At 46.7% G+C, this 22,929-nt stretch carries 20 protein-coding genes; 9 read left to right on the top strand and 11 right to left on the bottom strand.

Annotated elements, in window-relative coordinates:
* The first annotated feature begins 518 nt into the window (after positions 1–518).
* From AADH33_RS04190 to fdx, 8 genes are all read left to right on the top strand, one after another.
* Complete coding sequence (locus AADH33_RS04190) at positions 519–1,163, top strand: hypothetical protein (protein WP_075100717.1); 645 nt, start codon at positions 519–521, stop codon at positions 1,161–1,163.
* A gap of 651 nt (positions 1,164–1,814) precedes the next feature.
* Positions 1,815–2,324 (top strand): Rrf2 family transcriptional regulator, encoded by a 510-nt coding sequence (locus AADH33_RS04185; protein WP_207968895.1) that lies wholly within the window; start codon positions 1,815–1,817, stop codon positions 2,322–2,324.
* A complete protein-coding gene (locus AADH33_RS04180) occupies positions 2,321–3,547 on the top strand; it encodes an IscS subfamily cysteine desulfurase (protein WP_207968896.1) in 1,227 nt (408 codons plus the stop codon). The genes AADH33_RS04185 and AADH33_RS04180 overlap by 4 nt, the downstream gene beginning before the upstream one ends.
* Before the next feature lie 155 nt (positions 3,548–3,702).
* Positions 3,703–4,104: a Fe-S cluster assembly scaffold IscU gene (gene iscU, locus AADH33_RS04175; RefSeq protein ID WP_075100714.1), complete on the top strand. Its 402-nt coding sequence runs from the start codon at positions 3,703–3,705 to the stop codon at positions 4,102–4,104.
* Between the two features lie 284 nt (positions 4,105–4,388).
* A complete protein-coding gene (gene iscA / locus AADH33_RS04170) occupies positions 4,389–4,709 on the top strand; it encodes an iron-sulfur cluster assembly protein IscA (RefSeq protein ID WP_075100713.1) in 321 nt (106 codons plus the stop codon).
* A 212-nt stretch (positions 4,710–4,921) separates the two neighbouring features.
* On the top strand, positions 4,922–5,515 hold the full coding sequence (gene hscB / locus AADH33_RS04165) for a Fe-S protein assembly co-chaperone HscB (RefSeq protein ID WP_348549656.1): 594 nt from the start codon (positions 4,922–4,924) through the stop codon (positions 5,513–5,515).
* A 111-nt stretch (positions 5,516–5,626) separates the two neighbouring features.
* Positions 5,627–7,504 carry a Fe-S protein assembly chaperone HscA gene (gene hscA / locus AADH33_RS04160; RefSeq protein WP_348549655.1) on the top strand — a complete coding sequence of 626 codons (1,878 nt, stop codon included), beginning with the start codon at positions 5,627–5,629 and terminating at the stop codon, positions 7,502–7,504.
* A gap of 119 nt (positions 7,505–7,623) precedes the next feature.
* Positions 7,624–7,962 (top strand): ISC system 2Fe-2S type ferredoxin, encoded by a 339-nt coding sequence (fdx, locus tag AADH33_RS04155; RefSeq protein ID WP_075100710.1) that lies wholly within the window; start codon positions 7,624–7,626, stop codon positions 7,960–7,962.
* A gap of 146 nt (positions 7,963–8,108) precedes the next feature.
* Here fdx and AADH33_RS04150 read toward each other — a convergent pair whose 3' ends face one another.
* The 6 genes from AADH33_RS04150 to AADH33_RS04125 form a co-directional block, all read right to left on the bottom strand.
* Complete coding sequence (locus AADH33_RS04150) at positions 8,109–9,521, bottom strand: adenylate/guanylate cyclase domain-containing protein (RefSeq protein ID WP_348549654.1); 1,413 nt, start codon at positions 9,519–9,521, stop codon at positions 8,109–8,111.
* Between the two features lie 311 nt (positions 9,522–9,832).
* The gene (locus tag AADH33_RS04145) at positions 9,833–12,040 is read right to left on the bottom strand and encodes a neutral/alkaline non-lysosomal ceramidase N-terminal domain-containing protein (protein ID WP_348549653.1); all 2,208 of its coding nucleotides are present in this window, start codon (positions 12,038–12,040) and stop codon (positions 9,833–9,835) included.
* A gap of 302 nt (positions 12,041–12,342) precedes the next feature.
* Positions 12,343–12,777 carry an HIT family protein gene (locus AADH33_RS04140; RefSeq protein WP_348549652.1) on the bottom strand — a complete coding sequence of 145 codons (435 nt, stop codon included), beginning with the start codon at positions 12,775–12,777 and terminating at the stop codon, positions 12,343–12,345.
* A 232-nt stretch (positions 12,778–13,009) separates the two neighbouring features.
* Positions 13,010–16,693 (bottom strand): transcription-repair coupling factor, encoded by a 3,684-nt coding sequence (gene mfd, locus AADH33_RS04135; protein ID WP_348549651.1) that lies wholly within the window; start codon positions 16,691–16,693, stop codon positions 13,010–13,012.
* 168 nt (positions 16,694–16,861) lie between these two features.
* On the bottom strand, positions 16,862–17,377 hold the full coding sequence (rraA, locus tag AADH33_RS04130; RefSeq protein ID WP_207968932.1) for a ribonuclease E activity regulator RraA: 516 nt from the start codon (positions 17,375–17,377) through the stop codon (positions 16,862–16,864).
* Positions 17,378–17,476: 99 nt separating this feature from the next.
* The gene (locus tag AADH33_RS04125; protein WP_348549650.1) at positions 17,477–18,178 is read right to left on the bottom strand and encodes an NAD-dependent epimerase/dehydratase family protein; all 702 of its coding nucleotides are present in this window, start codon (positions 18,176–18,178) and stop codon (positions 17,477–17,479) included.
* A 509-nt stretch (positions 18,179–18,687) separates the two neighbouring features.
* Here AADH33_RS04125 and rpsT point away from each other — a divergent pair.
* Positions 18,688–18,954: a 30S ribosomal protein S20 gene (gene rpsT, locus AADH33_RS04120; protein WP_010200097.1), complete on the top strand. Its 267-nt coding sequence runs from the start codon at positions 18,688–18,690 to the stop codon at positions 18,952–18,954.
* Positions 18,955–19,118: 164 nt separating this feature from the next.
* Here the strand turns inward: rpsT and AADH33_RS04115 are convergent, their stop codons facing one another.
* The 5 genes from AADH33_RS04115 to AADH33_RS04095 all read right to left on the bottom strand — a co-directional run bounded on the left by AADH33_RS04115 (position 19,119) and on the right by AADH33_RS04095 (position 22,735).
* Positions 19,119–19,955: a histidine phosphatase family protein gene (locus tag AADH33_RS04115; protein ID WP_348549949.1), complete on the bottom strand. Its 837-nt coding sequence runs from the start codon at positions 19,953–19,955 to the stop codon at positions 19,119–19,121.
* 126 nt (positions 19,956–20,081) lie between these two features.
* Positions 20,082–20,879: a metallophosphoesterase gene (locus AADH33_RS04110; RefSeq protein WP_348549649.1), complete on the bottom strand. Its 798-nt coding sequence runs from the start codon at positions 20,877–20,879 to the stop codon at positions 20,082–20,084.
* A gap of 183 nt (positions 20,880–21,062) precedes the next feature.
* Positions 21,063–21,761, bottom strand: a complete 699-nt coding sequence (pyrF, locus tag AADH33_RS04105; RefSeq protein WP_348549648.1) for an orotidine-5'-phosphate decarboxylase — start codon at positions 21,759–21,761, stop codon at positions 21,063–21,065.
* Positions 21,762–21,890: 129 nt separating this feature from the next.
* Complete coding sequence (locus tag AADH33_RS04100) at positions 21,891–22,295, bottom strand: lipopolysaccharide assembly protein LapA domain-containing protein (protein ID WP_348549647.1); 405 nt, start codon at positions 22,293–22,295, stop codon at positions 21,891–21,893.
* 134 nt (positions 22,296–22,429) lie between these two features.
* Positions 22,430–22,735, bottom strand: a complete 306-nt coding sequence (locus tag AADH33_RS04095; protein ID WP_075100701.1) for an integration host factor subunit beta — start codon at positions 22,733–22,735, stop codon at positions 22,430–22,432.
* Positions 22,736–22,929 lie beyond the last annotated feature (194 nt).

Here is a 22,929-nt window from a genome sequence, read left to right as displayed (position 1 = left end):
GCAATAAAAACTACCTGACTTGCGTATTAACAGGTTTCGCTTTGTTATCGTCTTTATATCAAGGCCGCATAAGGAGCGCAAGCGATTTTACATATTTTTGTGCCGCTTACTACGTATTTGACACTCAATGTTACGCAAAACCCCTGCAATTTTTTATCAATTCACTACTTTACCTTAGGCAGCTTGACTACCCAGTGTTTTGTCCAGTAAATTGCTCTCATTATAGTATTTGAACCTATCCTTAGCTTAAAAATACTAATGAGTCATCAACAAGCCACTACTGGCTCTAAGACAACAGGCAGCCAAAGCCGAAAATAGCACAAAAAATATCGACTTATCAATACACTTGACATAAAGGGTACTAAGAGTCAGAAACTTGCGTTACTTTTTATTATAAAGACGTTACTATAAGCAAAATATAATCGCATATTTTGGGTGTATCTTGATTTTTAAGTTGTTTTTTATTGATCAAATCCTCATTTTACGACACGTTACTAAAATAACCACGGATTATCTACATGAAGCGTTCTACGTTATCTCACTCTTTTCTCAATATCTTTTTGGTGTTCATCGAGTCAGCATTGACCTTACTGTTACGCCTAGATCCTGAATTACGTAAAGCAGCTTATCCTTTAGCCAAACAAGGTACTGTCGTCGCGCTGCGCTTGTACCTCCCCCATGTAGAAGTTTTTGCCACCTTTAGCACCAAAGGTGTGTTATTAGACGCGCAATTGCCGATAGGCCGTAGCGAGCCTGATGTCGTCATCAATGCCTATAGTATCCAAGTCATCAACGCCATCACCACTCACGACAGCGAAAGCACTGAAAAGCTACAAATGCGCGGGGAGTCAGTGCAAGTACAGTTGGTCAAGCAATTTATCATGCAATTGGGTCTAGGCAGCCTCATCCAAGGACTGGTGAAAAAGTTCAAAGGTGGTAAAGGCAAATCTAAGCCCACTGAAGCGGAGATGGCAGAAAAAAAAGAAAACTACAAACTGCGTATCAAAGAGCAGCAAACGCAAATCAACACCTTAACCATCAAAAACCGCGAGCTTGAAACCACGGTCAAAGAGCTACAAAGCAAACAAAAAACACTGACAATTGTGACTGTCGTCGCCCTGCTTGTCATGATTGGCGCGATTATCGCGTTATTAATAAATTAAACGAGTCCACTAAACGAAGCAATAAAATCGACAGGTATCATTGAGAAGTCTATTAGTCGCTCTATGGTGGCGTCTTTAACAGGCTACTGACCAGTCATCAAACAGTAGGGTGCGATATCAAAAGCACAGCCTAGATATCTATTGCTGTCACCCTACCTTCTCCTACCTTGCCTTTTATCAAGTATCGTTAATCCAAAACCAAAAAAATGCAGCAATGTCCGCATGCGATTGCTATCAACTTATCTGACGTGCTGCTTACTTTTGAGACTTTACGGCATTTATACCTATAACACTGGGTTTGTTTTATAGTGCATCGACTATATCTTTACTGCTCATTTGTTTTTACTCTCGATGTTTATTCATCATTGCTTTTATGCATCATTGTTTTTATCAATCATAGCCATCAGCTTGATTAACCATTCAACCACACTTTAATCTTGACTAAATTACTCAGGATTAAGTATAATTGGCTTAATCGTTGCACACATCGGGTTGACCATCTGTTGTTTAACGACGATAAGACACCACTTAGCAGATGACTTTTATTTGAGCATGGCAGAGGTTTTGCCTTTTTTATCTTTTGCTTTGGTAGAGAGTCTCTTACTAAGATCGTTGTTAAATAAAAATGATATATAAGTTTGGAGATAACACATGCGTTTGACTACTCGAGGCAGATACGCCGTGACCGCGTTGCTAGATTTGGCGCTACAAACCAGCCAACAGGACAGTGCGGTATCTTTATCTGATATCGCTAAACGGCAATCAATATCTATCTCTTATCTCGAACAGTTATTTTCCAAACTACGCAAACGTGGGCTTGTCACCAGTATACGCGGTGCCGCTGGTGGTTATTACTTAGCCAAACCGCTAAACGAGATAGATGTGATGAGCATCATATCTGCGGTCGATGAGTCGGTTAATGCGATGCAGTGTGAAGGACGCGGCGACTGCCAAGGTGGTACAATGTGCTTAACCCATGATCTATGGTGTGCATTGTCCAATCATATCGAGCAGTACTTGAAAAACATAACATTAGCGCAATTATTAGATATGGAAAATGTGCAGTCCGTCTCAGAGCGACAGCACACCTCCACCAAAGAAGTTTCTATAAAAGACATTAATACCATTACCCTATCGAACAGCGAGGCAAACCCAGCATGAGCCAACATAACAACCTTATATATTTAGATTATGCCGCCACCACGCCAGTTGCTAAATCAGTAGCTGCCAAGATGAGCGAGTATCTGACTGTAGATGGCATCTTTGGTAACCCAGCCTCGCGCTCGCACGGCTACGGCTGGCAAGCAGAAGAAGCCGTAGAAACCGCGCGTCAGCAAGTGGCTGAAGTCATCAACGCTGATCCGCGTGAAATCGTCTTTACCTCTGGTGCGACTGAATCTGACAACCTCGCCATCAAAGGTGCGGCGCATTTTTATCAATCGCGCGGCAAGCACATCATCACCAGTAAAATTGAGCACAAAGCGGTTTTAGATACCTGCCGTGAGCTTGAGCAAGAAGGTTTTGAGATTACTTACTTAGAGCCACAAGCCGGTACGGGTCTTATTTTGCCAGAGCAAGTAAAAGATGCATTACGTGACGATACGATTTTGGTATCACTGATGATGGTAAACAATGAGCTTGGTACCATCACCGATGTCGCAGCGATTGGTGAAATCACTCGTGACGCTGGCGTGATTTTCCACGTCGATGGCGCGCAGTCTGTCGGTAAAGTAAAAATCAATCTTGAAGAAATGAAAATCGATTTGATGAGTTTCTCAGGACACAAAGCCTATGGCCCTAAAGGTATCGGCGCATTGTTTGTCCGCCGTAAGCCGCGCATTCGCCTAAAAGCTGAGCAGCATGGCGGTGGTCATGAGCGTGGTATGCGCTCAGGTACATTACCGACGCATCAAATCGTAGGTCTAGGAGCGGCATTTGCTCTAGCCAATGAGCGCTTTGAAGAAGATCATGCTCACGTTGCCAAACTCCGCCAAAAACTATGGGATGGCCTGCAAGACATCGAAGAGATCTACCTAAACGGTGATTTAGACAATAGCGTGCCTAATATCGTCAATATCAGTTTTAACTTTGTAGAAGGCGAGTCATTGATGATGTCGCTAAAAGACTTAGCTGTTTCATCAGGCTCGGCCTGTACGTCTGCGACGCTTGAGCCATCATATGTATTACGTGCTATTGGTCGTCCAGATGAGCTGGCTCACAGCTCAATCCGCTTCAGCTTTGGCCGTTATACCACCGAAGAAGACATCGACCGTGTCATCAAACAAATGCACGAAGCGGTTGAGAAACTGCGCGCCCTATCACCACTTTGGGATATGTATCAAGAAGGTGTGGATTTAGATTCAGTAGAATGGGCTGAGCACTAACATTTACCAAACAAATCGCCTTTATGCGCTTTGTTTTAAATATTTATAAAACGATTGATCAGACAATTACAGTAAGCGTTTGACCCCAATTATCGATGAGCGACGGATACGTAGTAAACAATCTATCGCTCATCCCCTAACTAGGAGAAAACCCCATGGCCTATAGTGACCAAGTTATTGATCATTACGAAAACCCACGCAACGTCGGCAATCTTGACAAAAATGCCAAAAACGTTGGTACAGGTATGGTCGGTGCCCCAGCGTGTGGCGACGTGATGCGCCTACAGATTCAAGTAGATGACGCCGGTATCATCGAAGATGCACGTTTTAAAACGTATGGCTGCGGCTCAGCGATTGCCTCAAGCTCACTTGTCACCGAGTGGCTAAAAGGCAAAAGCTTGGACCAAGCTGGCGAGATTAAAAATATGGACATCGCTGAAGAGTTGGCTTTGCCACCTGTAAAAGTGCATTGCTCTGTACTCGCAGAAGACGCCATCAAAGCCGCTATTAGCGACTATAAAGGCAAGCATGGTACCGCTGAAGAAGCGACCAGCTAAGCTTATTGGCGTATGCACTGTTTTATCAGCAAGGCGTTAGTAGTGCTCTAATCGATTGCTACTGACGCCATAAAGGTGACAATAACGCTACTGTAATTGTCACCTTTTATTTTATAACTGGCGCAAACACATAAATCTGGTAGATACACTAGGTTGGCTGCCAGTCTCATATTCGTTATTGATAGCTACTATTAACAGTTGTTATGAATAACCGTCATTGATTTTATGGTCGATGACATCATATTGAAAGATATCTTTATTATTGATAGTCAATGGGAGTTGGCATGATTGAAATGACAGAACGCGCCGCTCAGCATGTTCGAGAGTTTTTGGACAATCGCGGCAAAGGCGAAGGTATCCGTGTGGGTATTCGCACCGCAGGCTGTTCAGGCTTGGCCTATGTCTTAGAGTTTGTAGATACACCTGATGACAATGACACACGCTACGAAAGCCGCGGTGTGAGCATCTTTATCGATCCGAAAAGCTTGGTCTATTTAGACGGCTTATTGATGGATTATGAAAAAGAAGGCTTAAATGAAGGCTTTAAGTTCACCAACCCCAACCAAAAAGGTGAATGTGGTTGCGGTGAGTCGTTTACTGTTTAAGATTGCCCGCCCCTATCCGTTGGCCATCGTTATGACTGAAGCCGTACTGGCCTTTAAGCATGATGTATTTTGATAAAAAATATTGTCTTGAACATTTTTCTTATTCAGTTGGTAGGCTATACATCACCCAATCTGGCGCTTGATAGCACACTGGATATGATAAGCGCTGGTATTTCAGATACTTTATAATAAATAAAAGCAAGGCGTATGATATGACAGACATCACCGCAGAAGCACAGTTTGATAATTTTTTTGCTCTATTTGAGCAGCCCGCTCAGTTTGAGATTGATCAGGCTCGTCTGGATCAGCAGTTACGTCTACTACAAAAACGCTATCATCCTGATAATCTGATGGTAGATAGCACAAAAGACGTGGGGAGTGTGACGGAGGCCAAGCAGCAATCAGAGCAAGCTTCAGCGCTGATAAATCAAGCATACCAAACCTTAAAGGCTCCTGATAGCCGCGCCGGCTACCTATTAGAGATGGCAAGTCAGGCTCATAATCTTGAGCACTCAATTGCCGATTTAGATTTTTTAGAAGACGCCATGCAGATGCGTATCGATCTAGATGAAGCGATCGAAGATAAGGATCGGACAACGCTTGCGCAGCTACAACCCCAGATTACCACTCGTCTGAGCAAACAGTCTGAGCGCTTTAGCAGCGCCTATCAAAAGCAAGACTGGCAGACCGCGATTGATGCCACCCAAAAGCTTAAGTTTTTGGTAAAACTCAATGCCGATGTGACGACTGGTCTCGATGAAGTCGCCAGTGCTGAGCACTCTGATGACGATGATTTATATGTTTAGGGTGTCTAGATAAACATACCTTCAATATGTAGATTTAAAGATTGATATTTATCATCATTCGTCATCATAATTGCGCCATTTCCTTTATTTATTTTATCTTTGAGTGATTTTATGTCTTTATTGCAAATTGCCGAACCCAATCAAAGTGCCCAACCTCATCAGCATCGTTTTGGTCTAGGTATCGACCTTGGCACCACACGCTCACTGGTCGCAGTCGTACGCTCAGGCAAATCGCAAGTCTTAGAGGCAGGCGCTGACAACGATACGTTGCTGCCCTCTGTCGTCTACTACCCCAGCACTGGCAAACCCATGGTAGGGTATGATGCCCTAGCGCATTTGGCCGATGACCCAAAAAACACCATCGTATCCGCCAAGCGCTTTATGGGTCGTAGTCAAGCAGATATTAAATTCTCTCATCCTTATGAGTTAAGCGGCAATGCAGACGACATGCCAGCTTTTGTCACTGCCCAAGGTAAGGTATCCCCTGTTGAAGTCTCAGCACGTATCCTAGCCGCCCTCGAGCAGCGCGCCGCAAGCGCATTACCTGCCGACAGCATCGAAGGGGCGGTGATCACTGTTCCCGCTTATTTTGATGAGGCGCAGCGCCAAGCAACCAAAGATGCTGCACAAGCTGCTGGTATCAATGTGCTACGTTTGTTAAATGAGCCCACGGCTGCCGCTGTCGCCTACGGCCTTGATAAGCCCAATCAAGATAACACGCAAAGCCATTACTTAATTTATGACTTGGGCGGTGGTACCTTTGATGTGTCTATCTTAAAGCTCACCGATGGGGTTTTTGAAGTCTTAGCAACTGGCGGCAACAGTGCACTAGGCGGTGATGATATCGACCGCTTGCTGACCAACTGGTTGATCAAACAATTAGGTATCGATCCAAAAGACGTCAGTCGGCATGACAAGTCAATTCTTGCCCAGCAAGCCAAAGCGTATAAGCAAGCTTTGACGGACGCCGAGCAGGTCGCTATCGACATTACGGTCAACGGCCACTCTTATCAAGGCACCTTGCACCGTGACGATTTGCTGACCATTGCTGAGCCTGTCAATCGCCGTACGCTTAGCGTCTGCGAGCAGGTATTACGCGATGCCAAGCTATCTATTGACGATTTAGATGAAGTCATTTTGGTGGGCGGCTCAACCCGTATGCCAGCTGTGCAACAAGTGGTGACCACGTTTTTTGGCAAGCAGCCGCTTTGCCGCTTAAACCCAGATGAAGTCGTTGCCCTAGGGGCTGCACAAACCGCGCACCAACTGGTCAATGGTGATAGTGACAATACACTTTTATTATTAGATGTCACTCCTTTGTCACTCGGCCTTGAGACTATGGGCGGCTTGGTTGAGGTGCTGATTCCCCGTAACACCCCTATCCCTGTCAAAAAACGCCAAGTATTTACCACCTATCAGGACGGTCAGACAGGCATGGTGATTCATGTGGTTCAAGGCGAGCGCGAAACTGTCGAAAACTGCCGTTCGCTTGGACGTTTTGAATTATATGGCATCCCACCGATGAAAGCAGGCTTTGCCCGTATCGAGGTCACCTTTAGCATTGATGCCAATGGACAGCTGACAGTCAGCGCGCAAGAAACCACGACTAAGACCGAAAGCAAAATCGAGATTGTACCCTCTTATGGCTTGTCTGATGAGCAAAAAGAGCAGCTACTGATGGCAGGGTTTGAGCATGCAGAAGCGGACAAAAACGCTCGCTCTTTGATTGAGACAAAAGTAGAGGCAGAACGCGAAGTGTTGGCGCTACAGTCTGCGTTGCAAGAGTTTGCAGCCCTACTGACCCCTGATGAGCAGCAAGCTCTAACACAGCAAATACAAGCGCTACAAACGGCACTAAACACCGATGACTTGACTCTCATTGAAGCCGAACAAGCCAAGCTCAAACCACATAGCGATGCATTTGCTGCTCGCATTATGAATCAAAGCGTCAAGGCTAGCATGGCAGGTACCAGCGCTCAAGATTGGTAAAAGCGCGTATAGAGTCTATCTATATACGGCTTAGCCATGATAGATGTGATGACCTGTAACAGACCTGATATATTTTTGAGTTTTTATTTTTTAATTGATTAGCACCGGATAGATAATTTATGCCAAAGATTACCGTATTACCTCATCATGAGATTTGCCCCGAAGGCACTGAAGTCGAGCTAGAAGCTGGCCAGAACCTATGCAAAGCCCTACTAGAAAAAGGCATTAAGATAGAACACGCGTGTGAGATGTCAAAAGCCTGTACTACCTGTCATGTGGTGGTGCGTAAAGGATTTAATAGCTTAGATGAGATGGACGATATCGAAGCAGACCTTTTAGACCGTGCTTGGGGTCTGGAGCCAGACTCACGTTTGTCTTGTCAGGTGATGCTCGAAGACGACGACTTGACCATCGAGATTCCCAAATACACGCTCAACCATGCTAAAGAAAACCACTGATAACATACTACTAATAACATATAGTCAAAGCCATCATAAAACGCCAACGATGACTGCATATCATGGTTGGCGTTTTTGTCTGCTCACGAATGTGCTGGCATATTAAATATGGTCATACAGATGTCAAATCAGTAAAAGATTCGCTATTAATCGTTGTGACGCTGGCTCTCTGCTGCAATAGTATTTGCTACCTTTTCTTGCTCTTGTTTGATACGCTCGAGAGCGAGGTTTAGACGTTCTCGGATGTCTTGATAGTCTTGATCTTTCATGTCTTTGAAGTTTAGATGCAAATTAAATCCTGGTAACGTATGGTCCACCCATTTTGATAGCTGACCTTTATTGGCATCAGGATCGAGGACTTGCCAAGCATTGACTTTTTCGTCGAAGCCTTTGAGCTGAAACGCACCTGCATGCTGACACTCATAATTGTGACAAACATAATCATAAGTACTTTCGCTGACCAGTATCTCATCTTTGCCTGCGCTACTCTCCAGCCGCGCCGCGAGATTGGCCTCTTTGCCAATCAATGTATAGCTCAAGCGATTATTGCTACCGAAGTTGCCGACATGGCAATAGCCTGTCGTGATACCAACGCGTATATACAGCCCTGCAAAACCCATTAGCCGCCACTTATGCCTCAGGGTACGCATCTCACGGCGCATGTCTAGTGCCATTGCCACACAGTCAAGCGCATCTTGACGCGCGCCTTGACTGCTAGGCTCTCCAAAAAAACACACCATCCCATCGCCGACGAACTTATCAAGCACAGCGCCATGCTTATTGGCGATGACCGTCATGCAGTGCATATAGGTATTTAAAATATCTGCCAGATTGTCCGAGCTTAAACTATCAGACAGCTCTGTAAAACCCACAATGTCCGAAAACATAATCGTCAGCTTGGCACGTTTGTTTGACACACTAACGGGCGCATCTGTTTTTACAATTGGCTCCCAAATCTGCGGTGGCACAAAACGGGTCAACTTATTGATGACTGAAACCATGGTACCCAAACGCCCTACCGCTTGCTGCGCACGCTGTTGGTGACCCATGTACTTTTGATACACATAGCGAAACTGACACAGCATCACCGCCATACTGGACAGTAGCACCACTGGCGGCAGCCAACTGTCATGGCAGTCCATCTGCGTGCTGTTTAAAATCACGCTGACATAATAAAAAACAATCACAGTCACTATCGAGACAATGACCAGTCTAATTTGGTTTTCAGGACTACTAATAATAATACGTAATGCAATCAAAGCTGCCAGACTGATCGACATGACCGTGCACAGCTGTATCGAGCCTATGACTGCAGACAGCAAAATAATGACGATATTGGAGGTCCAAAAACTGGTCTGACGGCGATAGTTATATATCAAAATCAGCAAGCTTGGCAGGCTAACGACGATCAGCAGTGCCATCGAGGTGGCACTAAAGTCAAAATGCAGGGCAAGAAGCACAACCGTTAGGATCAAGACAAACACTTCTGGATAGTCGAATCGACAGATACCATTCGTCTGTGATGGAAATTTCGGTCTCAACGTATCTAAAAGAGGCATATGAAGTGTTCGCTTAATAAAGCAGACAATCGATAAATATTAGGAGAAGGAAGATAGCACAGTAACAGTTAATTTCGTTATGAGCATACTATTTTCCAAACCCAAGCAACAGGCAGACAAACCCTTAGCCGACTACCGCAACTCGCCAGCACCAATGACACTTTAGATTTGGTATAAGGCAAGCTAAAAGACTATTATACGTTTTCATTTTTATAAAACATACGTTACTGATACGCAAAACCCTACCGTTGGTCACTTAATAAGCAAGCCATCATGAGCAAGTTTATAGCCTTACTTGATACTAGGCTGTCTTACTGCACCCTAAAGCTGCTTGAGGCGCCAGAATAAGGCTTAATTTTGCCTGTCCAGCCGCTCTTCCAGTCGCCAGCATGGGTTAGTCGATATGTCCCTGCTGGCGTATCGGCACGGATGCGCCAATCGATAATCGCTTTGCTATAGGCCGCCCCTTCTCGCTGCCACGTGTAGGTGGTCTCAAAGTCACGGTCGCTTAGATAGTCCACCCATTGACCATCTTGGTAACGCTGCACCTTAAGAAAGCTGTCTTCAGTACGTAGGTTGTTTTTGGGGTGCGCTGCGCGAAATACCGCCGTAGCGACCTCCCCGCTTTGGTAACTAGGGTTTGGCTGCGTGAGCACTTGCCCCCAACGTTGATGTATGGGTTTGTCATCGAATACCACGCCTGTACGCTCATGAAACGACTTATGTGAGCGATCAGGTGGTGCGGCACTGTCAGGCACGTCTGTACCGGTGCGTAGCGCTTCGGCTAACTGGCTATACTCCTGTATATACGCCGCCGTTTGATAAGGGCCATACTCCGTAGAGGCACCTTCATAATGCTGGGCGGCAAACTCCTCACGTGTACTCAAATAGCCGCTATAGTTATTGGCCAAGCCATTGACAATGACGGTATCGACCCCTGCGTCTTTTAGCTGGGCGAGTACAGCGGCTCGTATCCGCCGCCCCGCCATGGTGGTCGGCTCGCCAGGAATAGCCACAATAGCGATATTGCCGATACGCATGAGCTGGACAGGCTGCTCAGTATTTATCCAGCCCCACTTGCCAGTTGGCAATAGCACTTGTTTTTCTGCCTGACAGTCGTCTTGATTGACAGTTGAGACGATACCAAAGGCGCCGCGTGTCAAACTGGCCAAAAGCGACTGATCGACTTTATTGATATCATCATTGATCCGAAAGCTCGCGCGCGTCATGCCTTCGTATATGCCAGGGATATTTGATGGCCCGTTTTCGCCGCCTGCAGCAAAAGAATAACCTCGGGCAGGCGTACATAAGACTTTGTCACCCGCACCACTGGTGAACCTGCTCTCGACCTGATAGCCTTTTAGATCAACCCAGCGTGCGCGGACATCCACCGGCCCCGCGACAGGGGCACCTTGATGCCATAGTTCAGCAGCCTTATCAAGCTGCAGTTGCCCATCGCGTCGGACGTTTTCCCATTCGTCATCACTACCCTGAAAGCCGGGTTTTGAGTTGGCATTACCGCCTGCCGCCAATACGTCCCCTTCATCAGCATTGGCAAAGGCCGCGACAAAAGGTCTGTCCGCGTTGTTATTAAACAGCTTTTCGGCACCAAGCTGAGCATAGCCCTTGTTGTCCGCGCTAAGATGCATAAACTGATTGCTAAAGCTGGTCGGGTGCAGGGCAAACCAATTAATCAGTCCCATCGGTGTGCCATCGGTAGCATCTAGGCGCAGCTGAGTCATGGTCTCATTGACATTACTATCAAACTCTTGCGCATCGACATTGTTGTTATACGCAATCTGTGAGCGGTTAACAGTCGCTCCTTTTAACTTACCTTGTGCCACAGACAACGTCCCTGGCGTCAATGACTCATGAGCGCGTTTGATCGAAGTGACAATTCCGCCGACGATAGCGTTGAAGTTTTGCTGACTATAGCCCGCTAGTGTGTCGTCCGTGCTGGCGATTTGATACAGCTGCTGATGCGAATAGCCAGCATTTCCCACGTGAGTATGCGTGGCGGCAAGCATCACGTTATCGTCGTTATATAAGTCGCCAAAATCTGCTTGCAAGCGTTTGATGACCTCAAGCTTGACCGCGGTAAACATCGCGCCCATATCCGCTGAGACATAGACAACTCGGTTGCCTGCATTGCTATCCGCTTCGCCGACAATAAAAGCATGAGAATATAGACGATCATTGATACCCTGCACCACCTGACCTGCAGCATAGCCAAACATGCCCGTTTCGGCTGCAGCTCCTGTGATGTCGGCTTTACCAGTACCGACAAGGTAACGGTGCGCGACCGATTCAGCAACAGCGCTGGCGCTAAAGTTCGACGTAATAGAGCGGTTAGATGGGTCAGCATCAGTCGTGATGGTTTGTGTCGCCGCGGGCGACATGACGGTAGGCTCAGTAGAGTCTGTTTCACAGGCTGTCATACCCAGCAATGCGGTACAAATCGAGAGAAACAACATAGTAGGTCGTCGTGACGAGGGTGGTGAGATAGAGGAAGTAGCCATTTGTTGTCCTTAACATAGAGTGAAATCTTAAATCAAACAATCTTGATTTAAAATTGAATGGCTCAGCAATTTGTACCGCACCGCATCTACTCTGATGTGACGCAGCAAAGACACCGATCTGACAAGCTGGCTATATCCATTTAGCCAACTTACACTCTAATATAATGACTGACAGACAAATGTAAAATATTTTTCGTAAAGCCGTACAATAAACTCATTAACACAGAGAGCTATGCTTACAGACGACGCTCATGACTATGCGTATTTAACCGTTTATTACCAAAGGCTTATTGCTAAAAGACCTACTGCATCCGCCAATCAAACGGCATTTGATGATGACCACGCAGCGCCATCATCAAGGTTTGCTGCATCTGCGCCAGCACCTCTTTGGTGTAAGGTACAGCAGGGACGCCCCACACTGGGTTGGGCCACTGCATATCGTTTTGATAACGAACGATATGATGAAAATGAAGCTGCGGCACCTGATTGCCCAGCGCAGCCACGTTCATCTTGTCAGCCTGAAAAGTCTTGGCAAGTTGGCTGGACAACCAGCTCGACTCACGCAAAAACTGCGCTTGGTCGGCCTCAGACAGCTCATACAATTCTTTGATACCAGAGACACGTGGCACCAATATCAACCAAGGAAACTGACAATCATTGATTAAACGGCAGGTCGATAATGGGAAATCTCCCACCAAAAAACTGTCGGCTGCAAGTTTATGATGAAGTTGGAACATAATGACGGTTCTCTTGTTATGAAGGGGATAACGCTTAGATACTAAAAATAAGGGTGGCCAAGACCTATCGAACGCTATAGGCCATAGAGTAGACACAGAATATCTGCTATTTTATCAGTTATCCAGTAGATAAAATAGCGCCTTGATGGATTGGCTGCTGTTTTACTGTGTTGCTGCCTAGCTGCCTAATAGATGGGGCGCTTGGATATGATGATTGGCGTCACTCAAAGCGCTAAGCGGGCTCTGCTACCATATGCTCGCTAAAGTAGCGCAGCAACTCCTCAAGCACAGTCACGCGTTGCTGCGGCGTGGCCAGCTTATTGGCATCCTGATAGCGAATGCCAGAGGCACCATTCATCCGGTAGCGCTGTCCATCTTTTTGAATGAGCTGGATAATTGCCAAGGCGTCAACTGGCGTATCAGGGGCAAACTCTAACGTCATGCTGCTACTATTGGCATCGATTTTGTTGATCTTCAATGGCTCGGCCTGTATGCGCAGTCTATGGATGGCAAATAAATGCTTGGTCTGATCTGGCAGTGTGCCAAAACGATCAATCATTTCGGTACGGATATCGGTGAGCGCCTCAAAATCATCAGCATTACTGATGCGCTTATAAAATAGCAAACGCTGATGCACATCATGCAAGTATTCTTCTGGTATCAGCGCTGAGCTGTGCAGATTGATCTCACTGGTCAGTGACAATGGGGTATTCAAATCAGGCTCTTTGCCCGCCTTGATGGCCTTTGTCGCACGCTCTAGCATATCCATATACAAGCTAAAGCCAATGGCTTGCATGTTACCGCTTTGCTGCTTGCCCAGTATCTCACCTGCCCCGCGAATCTCCAAATCCTCACTCGCCAGCATAAAGCCTGCACCCAATGTATTGGCGCGTTCGATGGCGTGCAGACGGCGCTTGGCATCACCTTTTAAGCCTTTGATAGATGGCACGAGCAAGTAGCAATACGCCTGATGATGACTACGGCCTACGCGGCCTCGCAGCTGATGCAGCTGCGCCAAACCAAACTTATCCGCGCGCTCAATGATGATAGTATTGGCATTTGGTACGTCGATACCGGTCTCGATGATGGTCGAACACACCAGCACATTGAACTTTTTGTGATAAAACTGCTCCATAATCTGCTCAAGCTGTCGCTCTTGCATCTGCCCATGCGCGACCCCCACTCTAGCCTCGGGCACCAGCTCACGTATCGTCTCTGCCATGCGCTCAATGCTCGCCACATCATTATGCAGCAAGTAGACTTGCCCGCCGCGTAATAGCTCACGCAAGATAGCCTCTTTCATCAAGGCATCGGTCTTTTGCATGACAAAGGTTTTGATCGCCAGACGACGAGCAGGCGGCGTGGCGATAATCGACATATCACGCATGCCAGATAGTGCCATATTAAGCGTACGAGGAATCGGCGTCGCTGTCATCGACATACTGTCTACATCGGTCTGAATGGCTTTGATACGCTCTTTATGGCGCACACCAAAGCGATGCTCTTCATCAACGATCATCAGTCCCAAATTGGCAAACTTTACATCCGGTTGCAACAGTTTATGGGTACCGATGACGATATCCACCTTACCCGCGGCAAGGTCTGCCAATACCGTCTCTTGATGCTTTTTGCCACCAAAACGCGATAATGTCTCGATACGTACTGGCCAATCGGCAAAACGGTCGCGAAAATTGTCTTCGTGCTGACCTGCCAGCAGCGTCGTTGGCACCAATACCGCCACTTGATAACCGGCACTGACCGCAATGAACGCCGCGCGCATCGCCACTTCTGTCTTGCCAAAACCCACATCACCGCAAATGAGGCGATCCATCGGCTGGTTTTGTCTCATATCCTCTATCACCGCATGGATAGCATTGGCCTGATCGGCGGTCTCTTCAAAGGCAAACTGACTGGCAAACAGCTCGTATTGTGAAGGGTCAATCTTGAAATGAATACCGACTTTGGCCTCACGCCTTGCTTGCATATTGAGCAGCTCGGCGGCGACATCATGGATTTGCTCCAGCGCTTTTTGTTTGGCTTTGTCCCACTTGCCGCTACCTATTTTATGGAGTGGTGCAAGCGCGGGGTCACCACCGCTGTAGCGGCTGATCATTTGTAAATTGGCAACGGGTACATAAATACTGGCGTCGTCCGCGTATTTTAGATGAATAAACTCTTGCTCGCCATCGCCCACATCTAAGGTAATCAGCCCATTATAGCGCCCGATACCATGCTCGATATGCACCACTGGGCTGCCTTCGGTGATCTCTGTGACGCTTTTGACCAAAAACTCTTCTGACACCCCGCTTTGGCGGCGGCGACGTGTTTGTAGCACTTGCCTACCAAACAGCTGAGTCTCACTGATCACCACCAGGCGCTCAGGAATATACACCCCGCGCTCGATAGGCGCCACCGTCAGCCCTACCTGCGGCAAGTTATTGTCATTAAGGGTTGTGACCTTATCAGCGGCCAAAAATGCTTCAAAGCTATCATACGCTTTGGTATCTACCTTACCCTTAAACAGCTCTATCAAAATCTCACGGCGCCCTGCTGTTTCGGCAACGATCAGCACCGGCGTCGCTGTTTGTGCTTGCTGTAGCAAAAACTCTAGCAAATCAGCCAATGGCTCTGCTTTTTGGTGATTGACCGCCAGCTGCGGCGGCTGTTGCGCCGTGAGTGTGACCAGTCCTTGCCGACTAGAGTCAGTCTGTACGGTCGATGAGGCATCATTGTCTATCGCCGCACGCGTCTCATGCGCACTGAGTATCACCCGCGGATAGTGGTTAAGATGCTCGTTTAAGGTATTTGATAATAAATATAATAATTCTGGCGCGACAATGGGTTTGTCGATATCGTGCCGGCGCTCTTCATAACGGCGCTGAATCTGCGACCAATAATCCGCTTGTGTTTCGTGGATTCGCTCATCAATGATAAACAAAGCGTCATCTGGCAAATAAGCAAACAAGCTGCTTTCAGTTTGCCAGTCATCCAAATCAAAAAACAATGGCTGATAGTACTCAAGCCCGCTACTGGCGATACCCGCCATCACATCTTTATGCAGCTCAGACTTGCGACTGCTGGTATTGGGAAACATCGCTGCAAAGTTGGTCCGAAACGTCTCGCGCCCTTCATCGAGCGGAAACTCTTTGGCAGGTAGTATCTGAAACTGCTGAATAGGTTTTGAGATATCAGGCAGTTTATGCAGTAGCGACAGTGACTCTTTGCCGATGCTACTGTCGTTACCACTCATCATGTTTTTTAGATCATCGACGGTCAGCGTACGCTGCGTCTGCGGATTAAAAAAGCGAATGGTTTCGATTTCATCATCAAACAAGTCTAAACGTAGCGGAAATGGCTGCCCCATGGCAAAGATATCGACAATACTACCGCGTACCGCAAACTCGCCTGGCTCAAAGACGTTTTCGACCGCACGGTAGCCTGCCTTTGCAAGCAGCTCGCGCTGAGTATTGATATCAAATCGATCACCGACACTCAAATCAAAATGCTGCCCTATCAGCCAGCTTGGCGGTGCGACCCGATGCATGAGCGCCTGCACCGAGATGAGCAGCACGCCTTTAGTGGGCATATCGGTCAATAGGTTGATACGCTCGCTGACGATGTCTTGATGCGGGGACAGCTCATCGTAGGTCAGCGTCTCCCAATCAGGAAACACATAGGCATCGACGCCGCAGAACGCCAGTTCAGTCTCAATTTGATTGAGCTGATTTTGATCGCGCGTTACCACCACTTTTAGACGCTCGGATACGTCCCATACCAACGCTTGCATCAAGCTTGCCAGCCATAGACTACTGACCGCACCATAAACAGGAGTCAGCCAGCGCCGCTCGGCATGAGTGATAGGAAACAACTGCTGGTTAATAGGGTCAAACGCGTCAGTCAAAGCAGTGATAGGCATAGAGGATAAGATCAAAGTTAAGAGTCAGAAAACTATTATACGAATATTTATGCAATTACCAAAATTTATGCCGTAACGGTTTGTCACTCAGCACATCACGCACAAAAACCTCAACGTTCATTAAGCTGAGGTTTTATATTAATGGTTGGGCTAGGCTTGGTAGTAGGCTTAAAGCAGAGGCTTGTCGCTCGCGATAATACCGTTATTGTCTGCATAGACAAACATGCCTGAATTTAGGGTCAAATCCCCAAAGCTGATTTCGAGATCGGTTTGACCTTCATCACGGCGCGTTGATTTACGCGGGATACAGCCAAGCGCCATGACACCGATATCCATCTGTGCCATATCATCGACATCACGGACACAGCCATACACGATGACCCCAGCCCAACCATTATCAATCGCCGACTGAGCAATCATATCGCCGAGCAGCGCACAGCGCATCGAGCCACCACCATCGACCACCAGTACCTTTCCATTGCCCTTATTGTCTTTACCATCGCTGTTTAATAGCGATTTGACACGGCTGTTGTCTTCAAAACACTTAACCGTCACAATCTCACCGCAAAACCGATCTTTGCCACCAAAGCTATAAAACGACTTACCTTCGATATTTGGCAGACACACTTGCGACTCAGGATTGGCATCCAATAAATCACACGTCACAAAATTTTCTTGGTTCATGGTAGGCTCTGTTGGGGCGTTTGACATAGGTACACTCCTTGTTCGTTGTTGGCTAGGATTAAAGGGTATAAAAAATATGATTGGTATTTTTTACTTAGGCTATTTTTTGACTTTGGTCATTGCCAGCATTTGTTTATTTTCGATGATGTCTGTGGTGGTAATCGCAGGCTCACGGCGGTACTTACTACGCTCGTAGATATCATGGGCGCTCATGGCCATGGCGCTAGCGACACGTTTTGCAGAAATAGGATGCAGGGGTAATGACTCAGGCACCAAAGGCGAGATGAGCTTAAAGGCTTGTTGACCTAGGCTCTCAAGCGGGCGACCTTTGTGCTTACCGAGCAACAACGATGGCCGAAAAATTACCAAATGGGCAAAATTTAGCGCCATGATGGACTGCTCGGTCTCCGCCTTGACTCGATTGTACAAAAACCGACTGTCGATATCAGCATTCATCGCAGACAATAAAAAGAAGTTTTCTACCCCTTTCTCGCGGCACAGCTTAGCAAACGTCACATTGTAGTCATGATCCACTTTATGAAAAGCTTCATCACTGCCAGCTTGCTTTTTGGTCGTACCAAGACAGCTAAAAGCATCGGTGCTGCGATCAGCGCCGACACTGGCAAACACCTCAGCCAAGTTGTCAAAATCATTGACCTGATAAAACCTCATGCTAGCATTGATATAGCGTGGCGGACGCCGTGCAATCACAATCAACGTGTCATAAAGCTCACTTAGCTGCTTGACAAGATATTGTCCTACCAATCCTGTCGCGCCAATCACAATTGCTTTTCGCTGCATATCTTATCCATTCGTATTGTATGAGATATGAGAGCACTCTTATACAAAGCATTCTCTTTATTTATCGTATTCGCTTATCCGCCAGCATATCTGGCCGCTATTTTAACTTACCGCTTGCGTATCATACCTAAAATCACTCAGCGGTGAGGGTATTATAGCGAATTTATTGTAAGAGATTTTATCCGTCAAGCCTTTTACTGGCCGTACCCTTTGAGAGTAGATACATGAAAAAACCGAATATTGATAAAATAGCATAACTTCTTTACCGATTAACCATCAAATATATTGTCCTAAGCGCAATAATTTGCTAAGATAACCGGCTTTACACGTCAACGCTGTTTAATTATTCCAAACAGTTCTGACGCTTGCGATGACTACCGATATTAGATACTTTAGTATCGGACATCGACATCATGTTTGACGAGACGGCTGCTCGTCACCGATGATTGTTAAACCCATTATTGCAATCAACATTCATATTTTTATCTGTCTTTATCAAGGAGATACGCGTGGCTAATACTGCACAAGCTCGTAAACGCGCCCGTCAAAACACCAAACGTCGTCAGAACTCTGCGTCACAACGCTCTATGGTTCGTACTTACTTAAAACGTGTTGATGCGGCTATCGCAGCTAAAGATTATGACGCGGCTACCGAAGCTTACAAAAAAGCGGTACCTGTTCTTGATCGTATGGCTGACAAAGGTATTATTCATAAGAATAAAGCTGCTCGTCGTAAGAGCCGCTTAAACAAAACCATCAAAGGCTTACAAGCTTAAGATAGGTCGCGTTTAGACCGCATCACTCTGTTTGGGTGATGATCAAAACCTTGTCATTAGCTCTTATGCTGAGGCAAGGTTTTTTTATGCCCAAAAACCATAAAAATAACGCCTCGTTTATAGGGCGTGTTGAACATTCAACCATGGCACTGCTGATGCTAAGTTTAGTCCCACCTCACCTCTGGTGGCAACAGCAATGTATTTGGATGAAACCCTGCTGCACGGTACCCTTCTAACAACGTCGCAATCGGCCGTATATAGACCTCACCGCGCCAGACGAAGTGGGCACTGGCTTGTTTAAAAGGCTTATCATCAAACCACAAAAACACCCCTTCCATCATCTTTGGCCAATCATTCCAATCAATCTCTACCACATCAAACATCACCGCCAAAAATGCTGACAGCAACGTATCGTGACTGACCGCCAGCATAAGATGCCCAGACTGCGGCTGATGCTGATAAAAAAGCGACAAGATATCCAAGCCACCCTGATACGCATTTTTGGTGCCAGCAAGATTGCCTTGTAAAAAACGATTGATAAAGTTGAGCACGCCGATTTCTTTAAATACCGGAGTGGCAACCTCAGGGTCAGTGACGAGGCTACCAGGCTCTACCAACAGCGACTGGTGCATGATGTCACGCTGTAACCCTGCACCTGCTTGCATAAGCTGCGCGGTATCAATACAGCGGCCGATAGGGCTTGAGATGCTATCCACGTCTAGAGAGTATGGCAGATGACCTGCCAACCAGCGCCCCCAAGACTTGGCCAAGACGCGACCTTTGGGAGTCAATGGCAACTGATAACTGGCAAAGCCGTTACCATCAGAGCGCTCACGCAGTGAGTGTCTGGTAAATAAAATCAGGCGCTTGTCTTCAGGCAACAGGCTCACTGAAGAGATCATACTATCAGGCAGGTGCGACGGCGCGGGCGCGCTTGGCGTATGACTGGCACGCCTTTCTGCAGATAGTTTCGATAAAGTGTTGTGGAAGTATTTGCTCATGCCAGCAAGCGTAGCAGATTTTTTGTGAAGAATGAACAAAATATAAATTCAGTTGCAAATAAGCAAAATCGAAATGAAAACCGCCCAGCACTGCTACGCGCTTTATCTCAAGCAAGAGTATGCTATCTAATCAAGCTCAATCACTTTATCCCAAGCAAATGCGATCTCGGTACTACTGACTTCGTTGGGATACGCACGTGGATTGACAACCACTCGGGTACGACCAATACGATAATCAAAGGCTTCATGAGTATGGCCATGCACCCACAGCGCTGGCGCCCATTCCTCCTGCATCCAGCTTGACAAGTCACTCACAAACGCAGCATTACTGGGTAGATTGGCATATTTCTCAGATACCGACAACGGGCTGATGCTGTGGTGGCTCATGACGATGGTCTTTTTGCCAAGCGATTGAGCGGTTTTCAATGCTTGCTGTAGCCATTGACGCTGCTTAGCATGCAGTTGCATGGATAGCTCAGGGGAAAACAACTCGCTACCGGCATAGATTTGTTTATAATCACGCATAAAACACTTGGCAGCTGCCATGGTTTCTTCATTGGCCTGATACTGATAATCCGTCCATAAGGTGCAGCCCAAGATACGTACGTCTCCAATATCGATGTGTTGACACTGTAAAACCCGCACGCCTTGCTGCGACTTGGCATCATAGTTATCCCAAATGGCCAGCTTTTTATCAAAATGCAGCACGTCTTCATTGAAGTATTCATGATTGCCTGCAATGGTGATCAAAGGCACCTGCAGACGCGCCGCTTGCGCTTGTAACCACGGCATACCGCTGTCGCTATTGGCCGTATCGCCTGCGACCAGCACCACCTCGGCATCAGTCTTGGGGATATGCCCCATCGGATGCGACTGACGCGCATAGCTATCAATATGCAGGTCACTTAAAATCTGTAATTTCATATCTTCCAATAGTGTCTTAGGACATCACGGACAAAAATCGATCAGACGATGCGTAGAAGCATAGCGTGTTTTTCGTCATAGATATCAACATAAATTTTAAGTAGTGTAGCACCTTTTTATCTACCCGCAAAAAGCAAAAAGACAGCGGCTTAGGCTGTCTCTTTTCTTTGTTTTTGACTCAGGCTAGATACCCTCAAGTATCCGCTGCAGCTTGGCCGCTGGGTCAGCCGCCTGCGTGATAGAACGTCCGATCACCAGATAGTCAGCACCATCTTGTAGCGCTTGGTCAGGCGTACAGATGCGTTTTTGGTCGTCAGCATTGTCCTCAGCGAGGCGAATACCAGGCGTCACCAGCTTAAACTCCTGACCACATAGCGCTTTGAGGCTCTGGGCTTCTCGTGCTGAACAGACCACGCCATCGAGACCTGCTTGCTTGGTCAGCTGTGCTAGGCGACTGACTTGTGTATCCAGCCCATCGGTAATACCCGTCTGCGTCAATGCTTGATTGTCCATAGAAGTCAGTACCGTGACCGCAATCAGCAAGGTATCTAAGTTATTGTCCAACAAGCGCTGTTTGGCAAGCGACATCGCTTCTAAGCCTGCGCTCGCATGCACATTGACCATCCACACTCCCAAATCAGCCGCCGCGAGTACCGCCTGTGCCGTAGTATTAGGGATATCATGAAATTTAAGATCTAAAAACACTTCAAAATCACGTTGATGCAGTACCTTGATGATATCAGGGCCACAGCGCGTAAACAGCTCTTTACCTACCTTTAAACGGCACAGCGCTGGATCGAGCTTGTCAGCCAGCGCGAGCGACGCTTCCATTGTCATATTGTCTAAGGCGACAACGACAGGAGATTTGATTGCATTATTCATAGTGTTGCCACATTTATATCGAAGTTAAAAAAACCAAACAGCGACCAAACGGATGGCTATCAACTCACCTGTCTCGCAAGTTTGTATCATAAGGTGCCTAGCTGACGCTCTACTCAGACTTAGTCAGATTTAGTCACGTTTTTGTTTGGTCAGTGTCGCCGCTTCATCTTGAGCGGCGTGATTATCGTGCGCGTTGGTCGCTGTCGAACCATACACCGCCTCTTCTACTGAAGGCGCAGTCGCTTGACGATCGATGACCACATTGGCTTGAGTCAGTTGTTCTTGCAGGTTGTTATTGGCTTTTTGTAGACGAGAGATTTCCCATTTGTTTTGTAAAACACGAAAGAGCAGCAGCGCCAGTAGCATACCAATCACAATACCTAGTATCAGACACAGGATCAGCAATAAGCCCAAATTCATCGTCGGCGCTTGTGAAAACAGTAAGTTTACACCAACCTCGGTATTATTGGCCAATACCAACCCTAATGAATAAGCGAAGCTTAAAAACAGTAGTACAAACAGTAAAAAGCGCATAAGACATATACCTTGGTTTGATGGGTTGCAAAGGACTCAAAGACCACGTTTTGTCACAAACAGCGATGCTACTTTTTGACTGGCACGCTACTGTTAATGAATACTACCAAACGCTGCCATAATGATCGTATTACCTATCCATTAGCCACTTTGTCATTGACCGCTTCGCGCAGGGCTTTGCCTGGCTTGAAATGCGGAATGGCTTTGGCAGGTACTGGTACGCTCTCCCCAGTCTTAGGATTGCGGCCCATACGGGCACGGCGATGATGTAAACAAAAGCTACCAAACCCACGTACTTCTACTCGGCCATCATTGGCCAGTGTATCGGTCATTAAGTTTAATATTTCACGCACTGCATCATCGACCACGCTATCAGTCATATTGTCACAGTTCGCACTCAAATTACTAATAAATTCAGACTTATTAATCGCTTGCTGCATTGTTACGCTTGCCTTGTTAATTGATGGATAAGATGATTGTAAACCAAGTTACTATTTTTTAAAGGTTTTTAAAGGTTTTTAAAGGTTTTTAAAGGTTTTTAAAGGTTTTAACCCTTCATATAGCCGTATAAGACCATACTGAAAATCAAAACAAAAAGCAAAATACCGGTCAGAAGTTCTAATACGGCTCTCAT

Source organism: Psychrobacter sp. KFRI-CH2-11 (assembly GCF_038239325.1).
Taxonomy (GTDB): domain Bacteria; phylum Pseudomonadota; class Gammaproteobacteria; order Pseudomonadales; family Moraxellaceae; genus Psychrobacter; species Psychrobacter celer.
The sequence above is the reverse complement of the archived record's forward strand: the minus strand, read 5'-3'. Positions and strand labels throughout refer to the sequence as shown.

Excerpts from the sequence above, each read along its gene's own strand:
- AADH33_RS04115 (WP_348549949.1), bottom strand. The coding sequence starts at position 19,955 with ATGAGCAAATACTTCCACAACACTTTATCGAAACTATCTGCAGAAAGG.
- hscB (WP_348549656.1), top strand. The coding sequence starts at position 4,922 with ATGACAGACATCACCGCAGAAGCACAGTTTGATAATTTTTTTGCTCTA.
- AADH33_RS04140 (WP_348549652.1), bottom strand. The coding sequence starts at position 12,777 with ATGTTCCAACTTCATCATAAACTTGCAGCCGACAGTTTTTTGGTGGGA.
- AADH33_RS04150 (WP_348549654.1), bottom strand. The coding sequence starts at position 9,521 with ATGCCTCTTTTAGATACGTTGAGACCGAAATTTCCATCACAGACGAAT.
- pyrF (WP_348549648.1), bottom strand. The coding sequence starts at position 21,761 with ATGAATAATGCAATCAAATCTCCTGTCGTTGTCGCCTTAGACAATATG.
- iscU (WP_075100714.1), top strand. The coding sequence starts at position 3,703 with ATGGCCTATAGTGACCAAGTTATTGATCATTACGAAAACCCACGCAAC.
- AADH33_RS04110 (WP_348549649.1), bottom strand. The coding sequence starts at position 20,879 with ATGAAATTACAGATTTTAAGTGACCTGCATATTGATAGCTATGCGCGT.
- hscA (WP_348549655.1), top strand. The coding sequence starts at position 5,627 with ATGTCTTTATTGCAAATTGCCGAACCCAATCAAAGTGCCCAACCTCAT.
- AADH33_RS04180 (WP_207968896.1), top strand. The coding sequence starts at position 2,321 with ATGAGCCAACATAACAACCTTATATATTTAGATTATGCCGCCACCACG.
- AADH33_RS04095 (WP_075100701.1), bottom strand. The coding sequence starts at position 22,735 with ATGCAGCAAGCGATTAATAAGTCTGAATTTATTAGTAATTTGAGTGCG.
- AADH33_RS04190 (WP_075100717.1), top strand. The coding sequence starts at position 519 with ATGAAGCGTTCTACGTTATCTCACTCTTTTCTCAATATCTTTTTGGTG.
- mfd (WP_348549651.1), bottom strand. The coding sequence starts at position 16,693 with ATGCCTATCACTGCTTTGACTGACGCGTTTGACCCTATTAACCAGCAG.
- AADH33_RS04100 (WP_348549647.1), bottom strand. The coding sequence starts at position 22,295 with ATGCGCTTTTTACTGTTTGTACTACTGTTTTTAAGCTTCGCTTATTCA.
- fdx (WP_075100710.1), top strand. The coding sequence starts at position 7,624 with ATGCCAAAGATTACCGTATTACCTCATCATGAGATTTGCCCCGAAGGC.
- rraA (WP_207968932.1), bottom strand. The coding sequence starts at position 17,377 with ATGAACCAAGAAAATTTTGTGACGTGTGATTTATTGGATGCCAATCCT.
- AADH33_RS04185 (WP_207968895.1), top strand. The coding sequence starts at position 1,815 with ATGCGTTTGACTACTCGAGGCAGATACGCCGTGACCGCGTTGCTAGAT.
- AADH33_RS04145 (WP_348549653.1), bottom strand. The coding sequence starts at position 12,040 with ATGGCTACTTCCTCTATCTCACCACCCTCGTCACGACGACCTACTATG.
- AADH33_RS04125 (WP_348549650.1), bottom strand. The coding sequence starts at position 18,178 with ATGCAGCGAAAAGCAATTGTGATTGGCGCGACAGGATTGGTAGGACAA.
- iscA (WP_075100713.1), top strand. The coding sequence starts at position 4,389 with ATGATTGAAATGACAGAACGCGCCGCTCAGCATGTTCGAGAGTTTTTG.